This is a genomic window from Gracilibacillus sp. HCP3S3_G5_2 (assembly GCF_052063305.1).
Taxonomy (GTDB): domain Bacteria; phylum Bacillota; class Bacilli; order Bacillales; family Amphibacillaceae; genus Gracilibacillus.
Genome location: NZ_JBQHXU010000010.1, coordinates 40534 through 59039, shown reverse-complemented (window position 1 = coordinate 59039; position 18506 = coordinate 40534). Strand labels below are relative to the sequence as shown.

16 protein-coding genes are annotated in these 18506 nt (G+C 38.1%); 11 read left to right on the top strand and 5 right to left on the bottom strand.

Going from position 1 to position 18506, the window contains the following annotated elements:
* The first annotated feature begins 424 nt into the window (after positions 1–424).
* Together ACTNEP_RS15205 and ACTNEP_RS15200 are read left to right on the top strand one after the other, a co-directional pair.
* Complete coding sequence (locus ACTNEP_RS15205) at positions 425–946, top strand: D-lyxose/D-mannose family sugar isomerase (protein ID WP_441162871.1); 522 nt, start codon at positions 425–427, stop codon at positions 944–946.
* A 51-nt stretch (positions 947–997) separates the two neighbouring features.
* Complete coding sequence (locus ACTNEP_RS15200) at positions 998–1654, top strand: SGNH/GDSL hydrolase family protein (protein ID WP_441162870.1); 657 nt, start codon at positions 998–1000, stop codon at positions 1652–1654.
* Positions 1655–1673: 19 nt separating this feature from the next.
* Here ACTNEP_RS15200 and ACTNEP_RS15195 read toward each other — a convergent pair whose 3' ends face one another.
* The 3 genes from ACTNEP_RS15195 to ACTNEP_RS15185 all read right to left on the bottom strand — a co-directional run bounded on the left by ACTNEP_RS15195 (position 1674) and on the right by ACTNEP_RS15185 (position 4468).
* Entirely contained in the window at positions 1674–2519 is an 846-nt protein-coding gene (locus ACTNEP_RS15195; RefSeq protein WP_441162869.1) for a lysophospholipase, read from the bottom strand.
* A 95-nt stretch (positions 2520–2614) separates the two neighbouring features.
* Positions 2615–4009: a Na+/H+ antiporter NhaC family protein gene (locus ACTNEP_RS15190; RefSeq protein ID WP_441162868.1), complete on the bottom strand. Its 1395-nt coding sequence runs from the start codon at positions 4007–4009 to the stop codon at positions 2615–2617.
* 207 nt (positions 4010–4216) lie between these two features.
* Positions 4217–4468: a YkuS family protein gene (locus ACTNEP_RS15185; protein WP_441162867.1), complete on the bottom strand. Its 252-nt coding sequence runs from the start codon at positions 4466–4468 to the stop codon at positions 4217–4219.
* Positions 4469–4664: 196 nt separating this feature from the next.
* On the opposite strand from ACTNEP_RS15185, the gene ACTNEP_RS15180 reads away from it, so the two are divergent.
* Positions 4665–4886, top strand: coding sequence for a hypothetical protein (locus ACTNEP_RS15180; protein ID WP_441162866.1), 222 nt, complete (start codon positions 4665–4667; stop codon positions 4884–4886).
* A gap of 1060 nt (positions 4887–5946) precedes the next feature.
* On the opposite strand, the gene ACTNEP_RS15175 is transcribed toward ACTNEP_RS15180, so the two are convergent.
* A complete protein-coding gene (locus ACTNEP_RS15175; RefSeq protein ID WP_441162865.1) occupies positions 5947–6528 on the bottom strand; it encodes a TetR/AcrR family transcriptional regulator in 582 nt (193 codons plus the stop codon).
* Positions 6529–6801: 273 nt separating this feature from the next.
* Here ACTNEP_RS15175 and ACTNEP_RS15170 point away from each other — a divergent pair, with 273 nt between their 5' ends.
* From ACTNEP_RS15170 to ACTNEP_RS15140, 7 genes are all read left to right on the top strand, one after another.
* Complete coding sequence (locus ACTNEP_RS15170; protein ID WP_441162864.1) at positions 6802–7335, top strand: YceI family protein; 534 nt, start codon at positions 6802–6804, stop codon at positions 7333–7335.
* Positions 7336–7733: 398 nt separating this feature from the next.
* Entirely contained in the window at positions 7734–8807 is a 1074-nt protein-coding gene (locus ACTNEP_RS15165) for an LLM class flavin-dependent oxidoreductase (protein WP_441162863.1), read from the top strand.
* Complete coding sequence (locus ACTNEP_RS15160) at positions 8804–9370, top strand: NADPH-dependent FMN reductase (protein ID WP_441162862.1); 567 nt, start codon at positions 8804–8806, stop codon at positions 9368–9370. Before ACTNEP_RS15165 ends, ACTNEP_RS15160 begins: the two co-directional genes overlap by 4 nt.
* Before the next feature lie 860 nt (positions 9371–10230).
* On the top strand, positions 10231–10935 hold the full coding sequence (locus tag ACTNEP_RS15155; protein WP_441162861.1) for an NAD(P)H-binding protein: 705 nt from the start codon (positions 10231–10233) through the stop codon (positions 10933–10935).
* Between the two features lie 649 nt (positions 10936–11584).
* Complete coding sequence (locus tag ACTNEP_RS15150) at positions 11585–12616, top strand: dienelactone hydrolase family protein (RefSeq protein WP_441162860.1); 1032 nt, start codon at positions 11585–11587, stop codon at positions 12614–12616.
* 103 nt (positions 12617–12719) lie between these two features.
* Entirely contained in the window at positions 12720–13337 is a 618-nt protein-coding gene (locus tag ACTNEP_RS15145) for a hypothetical protein (RefSeq protein WP_441162859.1), read from the top strand.
* A gap of 152 nt (positions 13338–13489) precedes the next feature.
* Positions 13490–14266: a sugar phosphate isomerase/epimerase family protein gene (locus ACTNEP_RS15140; protein ID WP_441162858.1), complete on the top strand. Its 777-nt coding sequence runs from the start codon at positions 13490–13492 to the stop codon at positions 14264–14266.
* 7 nt (positions 14267–14273) lie between these two features.
* Here ACTNEP_RS15140 and ACTNEP_RS15135 read toward each other — a convergent pair whose 3' ends face one another.
* On the bottom strand, positions 14274–15257 hold the full coding sequence (locus tag ACTNEP_RS15135) for a LacI family DNA-binding transcriptional regulator (RefSeq protein WP_441162857.1): 984 nt from the start codon (positions 15255–15257) through the stop codon (positions 14274–14276).
* Positions 15258–15394: 137 nt separating this feature from the next.
* Here ACTNEP_RS15135 and ACTNEP_RS15130 point away from each other — a divergent pair, with 137 nt between their 5' ends.
* Positions 15395–18496 carry a glycoside hydrolase family 2 TIM barrel-domain containing protein gene (locus ACTNEP_RS15130; protein WP_441162856.1) on the top strand — a complete coding sequence of 1034 codons (3102 nt, stop codon included), beginning with the start codon at positions 15395–15397 and terminating at the stop codon, positions 18494–18496.
* The last annotated feature ends 10 nt before the right edge of the window (positions 18497–18506 follow it).

The following is an 18506-nucleotide window of genomic DNA, read 5'->3' as shown; positions in this document are numbered from 1 at the left end:
ACTAAGGCATTCCCAATAGACTTGGAGGTGCCTTAGTTTTTTATGTAAATGGTAGGAGCTTTACTAATAGATAAGATGGTTACCATAATTAATAGATTATTACGACCAAAAGATTTATACTGGAAAGGAGGGGGAGATGGCAAGATTTTAAACTAGTAGAGTTTTAAATTAGATTTTACAATTTGTTTATTTTAGCTTCCACAATTTACTTCAATGAATTGGAATAATCGACGTTAAAGTTGCTTTAAATCTGTATAAAACAGTCTTTTTGTTAATGGGATTTATGAAAGGGATTCCAAAAAGGGTGTAAGATGTATCCATTAATAGTTGAGATGATTGGAATGTATTGACGAAGAAAGTGCTAGTTCCCTATTACACATTCAATAATGTAAAACATAATAACAATTACTAGGTGGTGATGAGAATGAATCGAAAGATAGCACAGAAGAAAACAATTGAAATCTTATCGAATGCTGGCATAGTTTTAACAGAAGATGAAAAGCAACGTGTAGAAGTAGCTGATTTTGGTTTGGGACGATTAGAAGAAGAGGGGCTGCAGTTGGTTACATATGAAAATAATGCCTACTATTGTGCTAAAGAACTCGTCCTGTTTCCAAACCAAACCTGTCCTGAGCATAAGCATCCAACGATCGGTGAGACAGAAGGGAAGCAAGAAACATTCCGTTGTCGAGCAGGAAAGGTGTATTTATATGTAGAGGGAGAGCCGACAGAGCTAATCAAAGCAGAGATCCCTAAAGAAAGTGAAGCCTATTATACTGTCTTTCATGAAATTGAATTACATCCAGGAGAACAATACACGATTCCACCGAATACTTTACATTGGTTTCAAGCAGCAGATCAGCCGACAATCGTGTCGGAATTTTCTACAACCAGTCGAGATGAACATGATATCTTTACCAATCCACAGATAAAACGTATACCATAAATTAATCGCAATGATAATATCTTGCTTAAATAATCTCAGGAGGACAAAGAAATGAAATTAGAAAAAAGACAAAAATTATTATTTATCGGTGATTCAGTAACAGATTGTGACCGAGCAAAACCAGAAGGAGAAGGGTTATTCCAAGGATTAGGAACCGGATATGTAGCGATGATTGATGCTTTTTTACAATCAACGTATCCTGAGTTAGCAATACGTGTAGTGAACAAAGGTATATCTGGAAATAATGTAACCGATTTAAAAGCTCGTTGGCAAGAGGATGTACTAGATCAAGAGCCGGACTGGTTAGTGATAATGATTGGTATTAACGATGTATGGCGCCAGTTCGATTCCCCTTTCATTCCAGACCGCCATGTTTATATCGGGCAATATGAAAAAACTTATCGTGAGCTAGTGGATCAAACGCAATCAAGCGTAAAGCAATTAGTGCTGATGACACCTTTCTATATAGAACCTAACCCACATGACCCAATGCGCAATCTGATGGATGAATACGGTAATGTTGTTAAGCAAATTGCAAGCGAACATCAAACATTATTTGTTGATACGCAAGCAGCATTTAACCATGTTTTAAAGCACATCTATCCAGCTGCTATCGCGTGGGATCGTGTTCACCCAAATCACACAGGACATACTGTGTTGGCGAAAGCTTTCTTAAATGCAGTTGGTTTTGACTGGAGAAAACTATAAAGAATCGTTTATCTATCTTTTATAGACGATGATTGATCCAATGTAAGATATCCGATATCGTTGTTTGGTGATAGTCGGCATGTAAAATGTGATGAAACCCGTCATTAAAGGATAACCATTTTTTATCGAGTACATCTAATTTTTCGAGAAAGTCCTCAATAATAACAGGTTGTATTACCGGATCTTTTTCGTCATATACACAAAGCACAGGATAACGAAATGACGCTGCCTCAGTCAACGCATTTATTCCATTTTGTAACAATTCGGTTAACCATTTAGGTGTAATTTCTGTAGTCATATGAGGATCATAATGAAGTGTTTTCTCTTTTGGTAAGTATGGAGCCAGTTGTCTTACTCGTCTGACAATTGGCTGCCATTTTCTCGAATTAATCGATAACGTTGGTAAAAACCTTGCAGAGATTTCTAACACTCTTTTACCGATTGAAGGAATGTTTAGACGTAGTCCTAGCGCTGGAGCTGATAAAATTACCCCTTTGGTCTCATAACCGTAAATTTGGCTGTAGCGGATCACTATTAAACCACCTAAGCTGTGACCAAATAAGAAGATCGGTAAAAAAGCGAACCTGACAGACACCCATTCAATTAGAACATGTAAATCATCTACATATTCTTGGAATGTATTAATGTGCCCTCTTAATCCTTCTGATTGCCCAAATCCTCTTAAATCAGGAGCAACTACGGCAATATTTTGCTTCATGCACTGCTCACATACAGGTCGATATCTACCAGAATGTTCTCCTGCACCATGAATAATGATAATAACTGCTTTCGGTTCGGATGGTGTCCATATTTGGTAAAAAAGCTTTATGCCATCTTTTGCTTTGAAAAAATTACTCGAATGCATGATATACCTCCACTTTAGCTTTATCACGAGCTAACTTGCTGAAAGTTTACTACCGATTAGTTGAGGATTAGTCCATTATTGTTGGAAGTCTTACTTTATAAGATATAGGTCATCACACCATATAAAACAGCAGAAATTGCTACAGCGATTAGGGCAGGAACTAATTTATATCTTGCATATTCCATTGCATTAATATTTAACAAACCAGCAATAGTATTATTGTTGTCGCTTAACGGAGAAGCGATAGAACCAAATGAGCCACTGGCAAATACTGCTCCTATTACTAAAGGTAAGGAAGCATCTGCTGCCTGTGCCAAAGAAATCCCTAGGGGCATTAATATACCCCATGTTCCCCAGGAAGAACCAATAAAATACGATACAAATGCTCCAATTAAAAACATCACAGGAGGAATAAACATAGCTGGTATCCAATCAACATTATTCGTAACAAATGTGGAAAAGCCAAGGTCTTCAGTAACAGAAGATAATCCCCATACTACCGCTAACAAAAGGATTACAGACATTAAATTATTTCCTGCTTCAATAAACTCATGAATCATCTTTTTTAACGAATTTTTTTGAATGATTTGCATAGCAATCGTCACTAATAAAGTGATAAACAAAGCAACTACCATAGCCTGTAATACATCGGCTTCAATAAAGGCCTCGAAAAACCCGTATCCTTGTTGATTACCATCCCACCACGTGAGGAATAAAGTTAGTATGATTACTAATGAAACAGGGATGATTAAGTTCCATGGCTTTGCTGGAAGATCTTGAGATACGGAAGTATTGTCATTTCCTTTAATTCGCTCGGGATTTCGTTCTTCTTGATCAATTTCTTTCGGATGGCGAAATATTACGAATAACGTACCGATTACAATCATTGATATCGCAAAGAAGTTAAAAGGGATACTGCGGATAAACATGGAATAAGGGTCTGCCTCAATTCCTTGATTTTGTAAGCCCATTTCGATTACGGAAACCATATAACCGACAAAAGCAGTAGCAATCGGAATTAAGACAATGACAGGTTGTGTACTCGTTTCAATCATAAAGGCAAGCTCTTTACGAGTCATGTTAATTTTTTGTAATAATGCCTTCATAATTGGTGCCACTGTTACAATTCGAAAGCTGGGAGCACTAAATGTACCAAGAGTTGAAGCCCATGTCAGCAATATTGCTTCTTTCTTAGAATTGATTTTTTTAGAAGTCAATTCCACAAAACCTTTAATTCCGCCTGATGCTTTCATAATCCCAACAAGTCCAGAAAACATATATAAGAAAATAATAATTTTTAAATTATTGATATCTGTGAGACTGTTAATGATATATTGCGTTGTAAGCTCAATTCCACCTAATAAGGTTGGCTCAACTAAATACGCGCCAATAATCAGTCCTAGTATTAGTCCAGGAAATACTTGTTTCGTTTTGATCGCTGTGATGATCACAACGATAAACGGGATAATAGCAACCCAACTACCTTCCATTTAAGCAGCTCCTTTTTAGTTCTAAATGGATGCTATTAGCTTGTATTAAATTGAAGAAACTATACGTTGATAACATCCATACTTTGATTAAAGGATAAGGACAAAGCAGATTAAGAAAACAGAGTTTATGCGAATAGCAAACCAGCCATTTGTTATGAAGGCTGGTTTTCATTTTTATATATAATATATATCTTGATTTGTTCGAATCTATTGTTGCTGCTGTAATTTTTGCTCTACCTGCTGGCAAACGTCGTCCGCATTAAGTCCTTGGGCACTGATTACTGAACCTTGAATGGAAGTATCTTGCATACCCATCATATTTTGATCTTGTCCTGAAATTACACAACAATCACAACCATTGGCATCTTGTTCTTGTCGTAATGTAATGACTTCATGCCCATTTTCCTGTAATTGTTGTTGAACTGCTGTTAAGGATTCTTCTACTCCGATTCGAGCCATTTTTTTACCTCCTTGAATTATCGTCATCTTTTAATATGTTCTTTATTTTTGACTTCATACACAATTATATTTTCCACCTTAATTACTGTTCTATTTCTTTATCACGGCGGTAAACGTCTGTAAGTCCCAATGTTGATAGAAAAATACCTCCTTGTATGAAAGAGTTGGAGTTGCAAATAATAAAGGAGAGGTGATGATGATGGAAGAGCAACGAAAAAAGAACAAAAAGAATTTTCCAATGCCTAATCCCGCAAACCAGGATGGCGAATTTGGCATTAGAAAAGACGCAAATCCAGCACATTTACAAGATACAATGGAGCGTTATGCAGGTGATTCTGTAGATGCGCACAAAGAATTGGAAGAAGCTAACGAATACGTTGCCAATAAAGAGATTGAACAAGTAAGAAATAATTCGTAAAAATAGCAGTGCTTTGCTTTACGATGAGGGTTTACCTCATGCAACTGTCACCTCGAAAAAACAGATGACCTTTAAAAAATAGGAAAGAGCAAGATTTTTCTGAGGAACTAACAGAAGGAGAAAGAAGAGATAAAATGATGAGCTTTCTGTATATGATTATGGAAATGGTAGAGAGTGATAAATAGAAAGGTTCAAAATTACGATCATCTTCCTAAATATAAGCATGAATCCTATATAAAAGAGTTTATATAAAAGGTGATTACCCCCAAAAGTTAGGGTTTAAATATGCAGCTGATTAGCGGTTCGATATTCTTTCTCCATATGATGATTTTTCAATGATAAGCTTACCTTTCACGATTCTAACGTATACGATATTTTGAGGTTGATACGTTCCTAATGGAATGGAATACCGATTAGATTGATAGTTAATTATATAGTTCTTATGCACCGTTCTAGGTATACTTGTTGCGTGTTACTCTTGAATGAGAGTAGGTTATAGACTTTTCGTAAGTGTGACCTTTTCTAGGGTGAACACTTACGAAAAGTCTCTTTTTAATGGTTTGGTGTACTTGGTAATTTCCTTTCCTCGCTAACCAAGCCAAACATTGCTCGTTCCATGTTTCGATCTGATGCACGCTTCTTAAAAATCTAATTTTAAATAAGCATACAGGGTGCTACGTGCAACCCGCTTTAGTTAACAAAGCACCATGGTTTACACGGCCATTTTCCTTACATAACGAGTCCATTGTCTTTTAGTCTTCACACTGTCTTCCTAACGGTAGCTAGTTAAGGCGCAATGTTTGACCGAGGCAATGCTATAATTGGTCATTTTAACTCAATAAATGTAAATGAAAATCTCTTCCCCAGGGAAACAACCTCACCTTTCTAAGCATCTGGCCTGTCAGAGTATATTGGAATGTGCAATGTAAAAATCGAAACTTATCGGATGTGGTCTGCTGCGCCTGTCTAATTTCTTCCCGCACCCATTGTTATCGGATACATTATGTTCCATAAGATGTCCTCACTTTTTTCATTGGTGTCCACCCTTACCGATTAGGATCTACAATTCCCTTAAAACAAGAGTGTCCATTCCATGGGTAACATAAGGTAGGGCCCATTTAATATATTCTTCCGGTGGCATCGTGCAATTGTCTTGCCAATCCATGGAAGCCCCGTAAATGCCCCAACTTAACATAACAGCCGCAATTCTTAGGGAATGATCACTGGTTGAAGGTGATTGCTTCAATAACATCTGATAAAAAATATCTTTAAGTTCTTCTATAATAATTGCTTCAATAGTTGTTTTAAAAGCCTCGAAACTTCTCCTGCATTTTGTTAACAAGGATTTTTGGAAGTTTGTTACGGATAGGAAAATACTGACAATTGTTTCCTGATTAAGTTCATCATGGTCAGCGATTTCATTGTTTACATTGAGCATCAAATCTTCTTTTAACACTTTTTCCATTAAGTCATATTTATCCATAAAATGATAATAAAATGTCGCTCTGTTAACCGTTGCTTCAGACGTAATATCTTTGATCGTCATATCTTTAAATTCTTTTTTCCTTGAGAGTTCAATAAAAGCATCCATTATTAACTTACGTGTACGTAGTATACGCGGGTCTGTTTTCACTTGAGTCATGTAAGTGTCTCCCTTCAATTTTTTAGACATTTTAATGGAATTGTTGTTTATACGATAAAAAGCCGAAAATACTGGTTGTTCCATCTTCACACGGTACCTATAATAAATAATACATCATGTGTTGGAAAAACAAAAGGTGTTTAAAAAATAAATGATTGGAGGTATTGGAACGGGACATATTGATCCTGCATTTGAAAAGTAATAATACAAACATCCTCGGCAATTTCGAGGTGAATCCAGCACATGGGGATAATTATGGAAGGGAGATTAATCATGACTAAAACCAAATGGACGGTCGATGCTGCACACAGCAGTCTTGACTTCTCAGTGAAACATATGATGGTTTCGAAAACAAAAGGCACGTTTCATGACTTTGAAGCTAAGATTGAAACGGATCCCGATGATTTAACAACTGCAAATATTGAGTTTGTTGTCGATATGGCAAGTGTGGATACTCGAAATGAAGGACGGGATAATCATCTGCGTTCAGCTGATTTCTTTAATGTGGAACAGTATCCTAAAATGACGTTCAAAGCAACAAATATTGAAAAAACAGGTGACGGAGAATATGACGTGACCGGCGATCTGACGCTTTGTGGAACAATCAACTCCGAAACATTTTCTGTTACGTCTGAAGGACAAGGGATAGACCCCTGGGGTAATGAAGTGGCAGGATTCAGCGGAAAAGGGAAAATCAACCGTAGGGATTACGGGTTGACATATAATACCGTATTGGAGACGGGCGGCGTTGTTGTGGGAGACGAAATTAAAATTTCGATTGAAATTGAAGCGAAAAAAGCCATATAAACCGTTAAGAAGATCGGTGAAATAAACGGCATCAATTTTTTGAACACAAATAGGGTATGCCTACATGACCATACCATGAGCTTCCTTGGAGATTTTAAAAAGTGAATGTCCCTGTTGAAGCCACGTAAGAATAAACAATTTTTTTATCAAGGTGCAACCATTCGATGAGACTCCCGCCTGAAAATTTTAGCGGAACGAAGAAGTTTAGGCGGGGGATAACTGACGCTAACATCTCGATTGGTGCAAGTAACCATCAGAGAAAATTCTACTGATGGGAGTTTTATTTTATGTCAGTTGATAAGGAAATTGATGCTCTAGAGTAAACTTTTTCGTGGTTCGTTTTCATGTAAACTCACAAGGATTATTAATACAAAATTATGGAAGGAGAGGAAGAAGGAATGGAAAAATATCGTATTGATGAAAGTAAAGGTATGGAGTTTGGTGTGTTTTCATTAGGTGATCACTTACCTAATCCTTCAACAGGGAAAAGAATTTCAGCAGAACAACGCATGCACGAATTTATTGAATATGCGAAGTTTGCCGAGCAAGCAGGTATTGATTTTTTTAGTATAGGTGAAAGTCATCAGGCGAACTTTGCCACGCAGGCACATGCTGTTCTTCTTGCAGCTATAGCTCAGGCGACAGACAAAATAAAACTCGGGAGTTCTTCTACGATTATCAGTACATCAGATCCAGTGCGCGTATATGAGAACTTCGCTACGATTGATTTGATTTCAAAGGGGCGTGCGGAAATTGTAGCAGGGCGTGCCTCAAGAGTAGGACTCTTTGATTTATTAGGCTATGATCTTCGTAATTATGAGGAATTATACGAAGAAAAGTTTGATCTGTTATTAAAGATTAATGAAGAAAAAAAGGTGAATTGGAATGGACAATTCCGTGCTCCATTAAAAAATGCAGAAGTTCTTCCGCGTCCCAAAAACGATTGGATGCCCATTTGGCGTGCGGTTGGCGGAACACCAGCTAGTGCAATTAAGGCGGGTCTCGCCGGTGTACCGATGTTTATTGGCCACCTGGCTGGCCCTGCTTCAAATGTAAAGAAATCTATTGATGCCTATAGGGAATCTGCACGAAATAATGGTTTTGATCCCTCGGAACTACCCGTTGCATTGTCAGGCCTTTTCTATGCAGCAGAAACATCACAACAGGCATTTAAAGATTTTTATCCTCACCTAGATGAAGGATTAAAGCATACGAACGGGCAGGGTTTTCCAAAGCAATTTTATGCCCAGGGGCCAAATCCGCATAATGTTTTAAATGTCGGAAGCCCTCAGGGAATCATCGAAAAAATCCTCTACCAGCATGAACAATTTGGTCATCAGCGTTATATCGCACAAATCGACTTTGGTGGCATACCGTTTGATAAAGCCATGAAAAATATTGAGTGCATCGGCACAGAAATCATGCCAGCCATCAAGAAATATACAGCAAAAAGCAAGGAGGAGTTAAAGTGAAGATTGTCGGATTATCTGGTTCAAATGTCGGTACGAAAACAAGAACTGCTATGAATTACACCATAAAAGCTTTCATGGAAAACTACCCCAATACTGAGATTACATTGATTGATTTAGCAGAATACGATGTTCAATTTAGTGACGGACGTGACTATAGGGAATATGAAGGTGATACTGGATATGTTGCGCGAACAGTAATGGAAGCAGATGCAATCATTATTGGAACGCCTATTTTTCAGGCTTCCATACCTGCTACGTTAAAGAACTTATTTGATCTACTTCCTATTAATGCTTTTCGTGATAAAGTGGTCAGTATTCTTGTAACGGCAGGTTCACCAAAGCATTACTTAATTGCAGAACAGCAATTAAAGCCAATCTTATTTTATATGAAGGCACAAGTTGTACAGACCTATGTATTTATCGAAGAAAAGGATTTTTATAGAAAAGAACTTACGAATGATGATGTGTTATTCAGAATAGATCGGTTGATTGAGGACACGGTTGTATTAACAGAAACATATACGCAAATTCGTGGAGAGAAAGAGGCGGAATACAGTTTTTAGCAGAAATAATCAAATAAATTCCTTATTTAGGCCATAGAATATAGGCTCCTTTCGTAACTGACTTTTTTAGTTTTACAGTCTAACTACATTGTGACCAATTTACGATCAAGGAGCTTGCTTTCGTTTTAACCCTGAAAAAGATGTCCTATTGCCCTCAACACGGAAATTAGATTCATTCCGCTTGGCGGGATACATTTCCAAGCCGAGCAAAAGGAAAGGAATGTGGTTTCCTTTTTCCTACTCTCCTATCTGGTCGCTATTCGGAAGTAAAGCGACTGGTACTTCATCCAGATAAGATGTGTCTGGAAGGTTGTGTATACAGCAGTTGGGAACAGGTATGAGATCGATGACATCTACCAGTTGGTCAAGATGTAAACGACGATTTGTAAAAATATCGAGAAAAACGGATGGCTCAATCCATTAATGGAAATCAGACTAACTGCATGGTGGAGGCGTTGTTTCTTTCTAACTTTGAGTCTAAAAGAAAACGTATGCCTCTGAAACATCAACATTTACGTTTTCTCAATTTTAGTCGTTATCCGTTGGGGAGCGACAGGCATGAGGAGGAGATTAGGCAGCTGTTATATCAAGTCAGAGGATTGTAGATTTCGAAATACGTAAATTCATATGGGTATAATTTTCTATAGTTTTTTACATGTGCAAATCGCTGTTTGAATAAGGGTAGTGCAGGCAGCAGCAACGGTAAGGGTACCGTATTTCAAAAGAGGTGAAAGATGGAGTCAGCCGGAAACATCCGATTTTGTGGAACGTTGTGAACTCAAGAACGTTCTAGGAAATCAATACAATCTATAGTGAGAATTTTCATTTCATGACATTACAATGTGAGGGGCTGAAAAACTATGGCAAGAAGCCAATTGCTAAAAGATACAGTAAGCGGAAATAAAAGTATGGATGTGTTTATCATTGGGATCACGGGCAAGATCGGGGGGCTGCTTGCGCAGAAGCTTCTCTCCAAGGGAGATACCGTTCACGGGCTCGTGCGCCGCGATGAACAGCGGGCAGACCTCGCAACGCGAGGTATCGATTCGGTAGTCGGGGATCTTACCAGGATGACCGTGGAAGCCCTGGCGATGGCCTTCGGCAACGCTGACGCCATCGTGTTCAGTGCAGGGTCTAATGGAGGCAACATGGAGGACACAAAGGCGATCGATGACGACGGCGTCGCAAAAGCGATCGAGGCGACTCGCCGAGCAGGAGTCGACCGTTTTGCGCTTGTTTCGGTACTCCCAGAGTCTTGGCGGGAGCGGAACCTCAGCAATGAGGTCGAGTATTACTTTGCTGCGAAGAAGAAAGCAGACATCGCGCTTAGTCGTAGCGATCTAGATTGGCTGATTCTTCGCCCGTCATTGCTTGTCGACGATTCCGGAATTGGCACCGTTTCACTAGGACCAGCCGAGTTCCACGGACAAATATCTCGCGCTGATGTCGCTGAAACTCTCGCCGAGTTGCTTCACGAATCCCGCATCGGCCAGCAGATTCTCGAACTCAATACTGGATCCATGCCGATCCGAGACGCCGTTAAAGCTAACGTTCGTCGGCGTTAGACCGTGCTACGTACACGCATCGATGAGGAACACGCTTACTATCTACGAAAAGGTTAAATTGAAATTTAAGGTTTATTATTTTGTGTAACTAACAAATCATGACGCCAAGTAAGAGGCGTCATGATTTGTTGTTTCTGATAGTCTTTTTTTCCCGACAGGTGCCCCTAAGGCAACACAAGACGAATGTCTCGTCACTGAAATTGGATGTCCATCAAATTCGCTTGTTAGGGGCATCACCCCTAAGACTGCATAAGAGAACTTTGCTGTCAATAAAACAATGACTATTCGTAGTAAAAGGTATTTTAAAAAATATTACTTTCATTCTAAATGTATCTGTTTCATTGATACATCTGAAATAAATTATGAAAATTCCACACAATTATCCGATTTATGTTGTATGAACATTCATATAATTATTCGAGTTTTCCACACGGTAATCCCAATATTTTATCACGGTGCTAAACTCTGTATGCTCTCACTCAGCATAGTCATACTTTATAGGCTATTTTGATGAAATAAATTACAGATTTCATTTTTTGAGCTCCTTTTCCATTTTTTTGTTTTTTAAAAGAATAAAAATCGTATATAATAGAATCATTATATAAAACGTTTTCATTTTCTGTTAAGTTATTGAAAAGGAGTTGGACATATGAATCAACTAGATCGATTGTTTAACCAGTTTTATGATAATGCCTTAGAAGATACCGTTAAGGCAGTAGGACCGGTTGAACGCAAACTAACATTAAAAAGTAGTTTGTTAGAATTACTAGGTGATTTTTCTTATTTAGATGAAACGAGACTGGAGATGAAACCAGAACTAATCGAAACAACAAATTTTGATGATTATACAAGAGAACTGATTTCTTTACCAGTCACCGATTTAATCTCTATCCCTGTCTATATACTGACACCTAAAAAGGAATCACAAGTCTATTCAACTGTATTAGCGCTTCACGGTCACGGCTATGGAGTGAAAGAAGCAGTAGGACTGACAAAAATTGGTGAAGAAGAGCAAGGCGAGCTGGGTATTCATAAACAATTCGCAGTGGAGCTGGTGAAACGTGGGTTTAAAGTTTTTGCCCCGGAAGTAATCGGATTCGGGGATCGTCGACTTACACGAGATAAGGAAGCAGGCAAAATTAATTCCTGTGAGTCAATGGCAACCAACCTTTTAATGGAAGGAAAAACATTAGCTGGTTTACGAATTTGGGAAGCACGTCGTTTATTAGATTATATGGAGACTTGTACAGAAGTAGATAGTGAGCGGATTGGTATGATGGGTTTTTCCGGAGGAGCAGTTATTACTACGTATACCGCAGCACTGGATCTCCGAGTTCGTGCAACGGTTCTGACAGGATTCCCGAACACGTTTAAAGGAAGCATAATGGCTATGCATCACTGTATCGACAATTATATACCAGGCATTTTAAATTATGCGGAATTGCCAGAATGGATATCTTTGATCTCACCAAGATGCTTATTTATTGAATCAGGTGAAAAGGACCCTATTTTCCCCAATAAGTATGTAAAAGAGGCAATCGCTGAAATAGAAAAGTATTATCATAATCGCCCTGAAAAATTTGGATATGATATTTTTCCTGGTGTGCACGAAATTAGTGGACGTAAATCATATGATTGGCTGAAACATCAATTACAACCTTCGGAAAGTGATCGGGACTAAAATGGAAACTTTGTGTAAAATACAAGAATGCGATTTCAGTTTCTCATGAATATGATATACTCATAGTTAAAGATAGATTGCTAGCAGGGGGAGAAGTTGCACGATGAAAAAATTATGGGAAACATTGAAAACGATGTCTTTTAAAGAAGCGATAGATTATATTTGGGAATATTACAAAGTCCACATCATTGGAATTGTACTAGGGGTAGCTTTTCTTGTCTCTATTTTATCGACAGTTTTTGGGGAGAAAGAGGATACTTATGAGGTTATGGTTGTTAGTGAAATACCTTTTGATATTACCGAACAATTCACCAATGAGGTGAATGAGAAGTATTTTGATGATTTTCTAGTAGCAATCAATAATATTACTTCTGGCGGTGGTTCTATTGCAGATTTGTCATATGCAGATGTGCAAAAGTTTTGGGCAAGTATTGGAGCTAACATGGTGGATATTATTGTAACTAATGAAACAATAGCCGCACAAATGGTGGAACAGGAAGGAATATTAGAAATAAATGAAGTAGTTGAATTGTCATTGTTGGAGGAAAATGGTGTAGAATTATATGAATTTGGAACGGAATCTGTCTACGGAATTGATACCAATCAATTGGATGTGTTCAATGATATTGACCTCTTTCAGGACAGAGTGATAATTATTCCGATTAATTCTGAGAATCATGATAAAACAAAGATATTTTTAGAAACATTATTGCAATCCTAACCTAGAAATCGGCAAGCAAACCCTTGTCGATTTCTCATTTTAAATTGTGCATAAAATCGAAAGAATTATCTAAATGTTTCAACGATGAACCGCTCTAGTGTCTGTTTCGAAAGAACAGTTGCTAAAAATGCCCTAAAGAAAGGAGATTAACCATGAAGATAGGTTTATGCTCGGTAACATTTCGTGATAAAACACCGGAACAAATTGTCGATTTAGCGATGGAGGAATCATTAGATGGGATTGAATGGGGTGGAGATATCCATGTACCACCAGGAGATTACGAGCATGCTGAAAAAGTAGGGGAAGTTACAAGATCACGAGGATTAAACGTAAGTTCCTACGGGTCCTATTATCGCTTAGCCGATCATGCTGGAAATGAATATGACTTCACGACTGTTCTTGAAACGGCAAAGAAATTACGAGCACCCGCGATTCGGGTCTGGGCTGGTGTTCAAGGAAGTAAAGAAGCGGATAAGCACTATCGTAAGAAAGTAGTTGAGGATGCCCAGAGAATTGCAGGTTTAGCCGCTGAAGAAGGGATTACGGTCCATTTAGAGTATCATGATAACACGCTAACAGATACGAAAGAAAGTGCAAGACAGCTGATGGAAGAGATAGATCACGATAATCTTTTCTTATACTGGCAGCCGTCTAATGGTGTATCAGTTGAAGAACGTTTAGCGAGTATTGATTTAGTGAAGGATTGGCTTACCAATGTTCATATTTTTCATTGGCATTCATTTGAGGATCGTTTAGAGTTGATGAGTGGTGAGGGAGAATGGCAGCAATATTTAACGGCAATCCAGCAAGATGGTCGTGACCGATATGTATTAATGGAATTTGTTAAAGGTGATGACGAGAGACAATTTCGAAAAGATGCCCAAACACTGCATACTTTAAAAGCAACCATTACAAATAAAACAACCTGATTGACTATCAGGTTGTTTCTCTTTCAATTAAAGTAGTATCAATGTAAACTTTTTTGCAAATTTGTCGATCATCCCGCAACCGTTCCATCATTAAATCTATTGCTGTTTTTCCCATTAGTTCTTTCTCAATTCGAACAGTTGTTAGTGCTGGATAGACATATTTCGAAACGCTGATATCATTGATACCGATTAAACTAACTTGATCAGGGATGTCCATTTTAGCATCATTCACAGCTTTCAGTGCACCAATAGCCAGAGGATCATTTGCAGTGATAAATCCTGTCTTACCAGTCGGTGTTTGTGGTAAAAACTGCTTCATTAAACGATAACCACTGTCGACATTAAAATGATCTAATAAGATCAACTGTTCCTCTAATAATCCTTTTTGTTTCATATAATCTCTAAAGTAAAGCTCACGAATATCAGTGGTAGGGCTGATTGTTCCTTGTAATGTTTCTTTACCACCAATAAAGCCAATTTTTATTACTTCTTTCGCTAATAAATGATCGACAGCCTGCTTAATGACGGTTTTAAAGTCTGTCAGTACTGCATCACAACCGCTATGTTCAAAATCCGAGTCGACCAAGACAATATGCTGTGTTAGCTGTTTGAATTGTTCAATTTGTTTTTTGCTAAAACGACCTACTGCAAGAATCCCGTCTATATCTTTCGGAATATCATCCAATTCATGTACCGTATACTTTAATAAGTGGAGATGATGTTGATTGGCTTGTTCTTCAATTCCATGTCTGATCCCCATGTAATATAAATCGGTAAGTTCTTCAGCTTCTGTTACCCAATGTACAAAAGCTATTCTTCTCGTTAATTTTTTTCGTGGTGCTTTTTTTTGGTAGGAGAGTGATTCTGCAATTTCAAAGATTCTCTTTTTAGTTTCATCACTTACTGATAATTTTGGATCGTAATTTAATACACGAGAAACTGTGGCGATGGAAACACCAGCTTTTTCTGCAATTTCTTTAATAGTTGCCATACTATTCACTACCTTTAGTAAAATAAGTAAAATTTAACTTGACTAGTTTTACTAATTATTTTATTATACTACGTAAGAAAACTCAATATATATGATAACTTAATGTATCCGATTACAAAAAACAGGGAGGCTTTTAGATGTTAAACAAATCGAAATTGCATTACACACCACCGAAGAATGGTTATCCAGAGTGGAATAATAATCCAGAGATATTTCAATTAAACCGTATGCCACAGCATGCCTTAGCGATTCCTTATCTAAGTCGAGAACAGGCTTTGTCACAACAAGAACAGAAGTCACCCTATTATCAAAATCTAAATGGTAAATGGTCTTTTCATTTTTCGGAAAATCCAGATAAAAGAGTGAAAGATTTTTACCAAACAGATTATGATGTTTCCAACTGGGATAAGATACAGGTGCCTGCTCATTGGCAATTAGAAGGCTATGATTACCCTCAATATGTCAATACAAGATATCCGTGGATTGAACATGATGACATTGAAGCACCATTTGCACCTACCAATTATAATCCAGTTGGTCAATACGTGACAACCTTTGAGGTGCCTGAAGATTGGACTAATCTTCCTGTAGTGATACATTTTGCTGGAGTAGAGGCAGCTTTTTACGTCTGGTTAAATGGAGAGCTAGTGGGATATAGTGAGGATACATTTACACCAGCGGAATTTAACCTGACTCCATATTTGCAAAGTGGAGAAAATAAACTAGCGGTAGAGGTATATCGTTGGGCAGATGCTAGTTGGTTAGAGGATCAGGATTTCTGGCGTATGAGTGGAATTTTCCGTGATGTTTACTTATATGCTCTACCTGATCTCCACTTATATGATCATCGAATTCGTACATCCTTTGATCACAGCTATGAAAATGCTGAGCTGGAAGTACAAGCAAAGCTAATCAACTATTTTCAAAAATCATTCGCTGCTAGTCGCTTAGAAGTAGAATTATTAACAGATGAGCACGAAGTTGTTACCAAGCAGTCAATCGAACTTGATATTGCAGCTAAAGAAAAATCAGAAGTAATAACGACAACGACGATACAAAATCCTAAAAAATGGAGTGCAGAGGACCCATATTTGTACACACTTGTTTTCACACTAACTGGTGACAATGGGGAGGTTCATGAAGTTTTTGCGAGAAAAGTAGGCTTCCGTCAATTTGAATTGATCGACAATATTATGCATATCAATGGAAAGCGGATTATTTTTAAAGGGGTAAATCGTCATGAATTTACAGCAGATCGGGGACGCGCTGTAACAGAACAAGATATGATAGATGATATCGTTCTGATGAAGCAATATAATATTAATGCGGTTCGCACATCCCATTATCCCAATCATCCCAAATGGTATGATTTATGTGATCGATACGGACTGTATGTGATTGACGAAACCAACTTGGAAACGCATGGTACTTGGCGTTACGGTCAGAAAACATTGGAAGACGCTCTACCTGGAAGTAAACCAGAGTGGACAGCAAATGTACTAGATCGTTGTCAATCTATGTATGAACGTGATAAAAACCATCCATCCATCATCATTTGGTCACTCGGTAATGAATCATTTGGTGGTGATAATTTCTTGAAGATGTATGACTATTTTAAAAAGACAGATCCTACTCGCCTTGTTCATTATGAAGGGGTATTTCATTATCGGCAATCTGATGGTGCATCTGATATCGAGACAACGATGTACCGCAGTCCACAAGAGTTAGAGTTTTATGCTAATCAGCCAGGTGAAAAGAAGCCTTATATTTTGTGTGAATATAGTCATTCCATGGGGAATTCAACAGGTAATCTGCACAAATATACGGAGTTGTTTGATAAGTATCCTTCCTTGCAAGGTGGATTTATTTGGGACTGGAAGGACCAAGCATTAAGACATCAAACAAAAGATGGAACAGAATTTCTTGCTTATGGTGGGGACTTTGGTGAATCGCCACATGATGGTAATTTTGCTGGAGATGGGCTAATATTTGCTGATGGCACTATTTCGCCTAAATTGATAGAAACAAAGGCTTGCTACCGAAATATTGACTTCGAAATCGTTAATTTGAAGACAGGCGAATTTAAAGTGATGAATAAACACCTTTTTCAAAGTTTAAAAGATTTTAAACTAGTTTGGACAGTTGAAGAGAATGGGGAAGTATTAGAGTCTGGGGTTCATCCATTAGATGCTGAAGCTGGCAGTGAGCAGGTTGTACAATTATCTTATCAATTTTCCCAATTTCAACAAATAAAAGAGCAGGTTGTTACACTACAAGTTATTTATGATCGACCACCATTCTGGGCGAGAACGGATCACGAGGTGGCATTTGAGCAATTTATTGTTCCTGCTTCTTCAAATAAAGAGGCTGTCAGCGGCAACGTGAATTTGGAAGAAGATGCTAACCTTTATCGCATTACCGGTGAGCAATTTGTCGTTACGTTTGATAAGGAATCTGGATTATTATCCTCGTATCAAGTTGGTGATCAAGAGATCATCAAGCAACCATTTGTACCGAATTATTGGCGAGCAATGACAGATAATGATCGGGGCGCAAAGGTTGATCAAACGAGCGGAGAATGGCGCGAAGCAAGTCTTGAAAGACAATTAAGTCATTTTGCGGTCAATATTGGAGAAACAAAAGTAGAGGTTGAAGCACACTATCAACTCCCTACTTCCACCCATTCAAGGGTGAGATTAACCTACAGTATTGATGCGACTGGAACAATTGAAATAGAGCAGCTATTATTGCCGGGCGAAGGAACAGCGGATATACCAGAGATAGGTATGCGCTTTGAGCTTGCAGATAAGTTTGAAAATATCACTTGGTATGGCAAAGGGCCTCATGAAACCTACTGGGATCGCCAAAAAAGCGGTAAAATAGCAATTCACAAGGGAAAAGTAAAAGATCAATTGCAACCGTACTTAAAACCACAGGAAAGTGGAAATAAATGTGGTGTCCGTTGGTTTGAGCTTTCCGATCGAGAAGGCAATGGTTTGAAAATAACAGGAGATCCAACAGTAGAAGTGAACGCGCTCGCTTATACACCATTTGAATTAGAGGAAGCCAGTCATCATTACAAACTGCCTAAGTCAGATAAAGTTTCTGTTCGAATTAATGGTTGGCAAATGGGTGTGGGAGGCGATGATAGCTGGGGACAACAGGTTCATCCGGAATATCGATTACATGCGAATCGGTCTTACCGTTATCGATTCACATTAAAAGGTTTTTCCAGATAACTTTGTATTT

Excerpts from the sequence above, each read along its gene's own strand:
- ACTNEP_RS15150 (WP_441162860.1), top strand. The coding sequence starts at position 11,585 with ATGAATCAACTAGATCGATTGTTTAACCAGTTTTATGATAATGCCTTA.
- ACTNEP_RS15190 (WP_441162868.1), bottom strand. The coding sequence starts at position 4,009 with ATGGAAGGTAGTTGGGTTGCTATTATCCCGTTTATCGTTGTGATCATC.
- ACTNEP_RS15135 (WP_441162857.1), bottom strand. The coding sequence starts at position 15,257 with ATGGCAACTATTAAAGAAATTGCAGAAAAAGCTGGTGTTTCCATCGCC.
- ACTNEP_RS15130 (WP_441162856.1), top strand. The coding sequence starts at position 15,395 with ATGTTAAACAAATCGAAATTGCATTACACACCACCGAAGAATGGTTAT.
- ACTNEP_RS15180 (WP_441162866.1), top strand. The coding sequence starts at position 4,665 with ATGATGGAAGAGCAACGAAAAAAGAACAAAAAGAATTTTCCAATGCCT.
- ACTNEP_RS15170 (WP_441162864.1), top strand. The coding sequence starts at position 6,802 with ATGACTAAAACCAAATGGACGGTCGATGCTGCACACAGCAGTCTTGAC.
- ACTNEP_RS15155 (WP_441162861.1), top strand. The coding sequence starts at position 10,231 with ATGGCAAGAAGCCAATTGCTAAAAGATACAGTAAGCGGAAATAAAAGT.
- ACTNEP_RS15205 (WP_441162871.1), top strand. The coding sequence starts at position 425 with ATGAATCGAAAGATAGCACAGAAGAAAACAATTGAAATCTTATCGAAT.
- ACTNEP_RS15140 (WP_441162858.1), top strand. The coding sequence starts at position 13,490 with ATGAAGATAGGTTTATGCTCGGTAACATTTCGTGATAAAACACCGGAA.
- ACTNEP_RS15195 (WP_441162869.1), bottom strand. The coding sequence starts at position 2,519 with ATGCATTCGAGTAATTTTTTCAAAGCAAAAGATGGCATAAAGCTTTTT.
- ACTNEP_RS15175 (WP_441162865.1), bottom strand. The coding sequence starts at position 6,528 with ATGACTCAAGTGAAAACAGACCCGCGTATACTACGTACACGTAAGTTA.
- ACTNEP_RS15165 (WP_441162863.1), top strand. The coding sequence starts at position 7,734 with ATGGAAAAATATCGTATTGATGAAAGTAAAGGTATGGAGTTTGGTGTG.
- ACTNEP_RS15185 (WP_441162867.1), bottom strand. The coding sequence starts at position 4,468 with ATGGCTCGAATCGGAGTAGAAGAATCCTTAACAGCAGTTCAACAACAA.
- ACTNEP_RS15200 (WP_441162870.1), top strand. The coding sequence starts at position 998 with ATGAAATTAGAAAAAAGACAAAAATTATTATTTATCGGTGATTCAGTA.
- ACTNEP_RS15145 (WP_441162859.1), top strand. The coding sequence starts at position 12,720 with ATGAAAAAATTATGGGAAACATTGAAAACGATGTCTTTTAAAGAAGCG.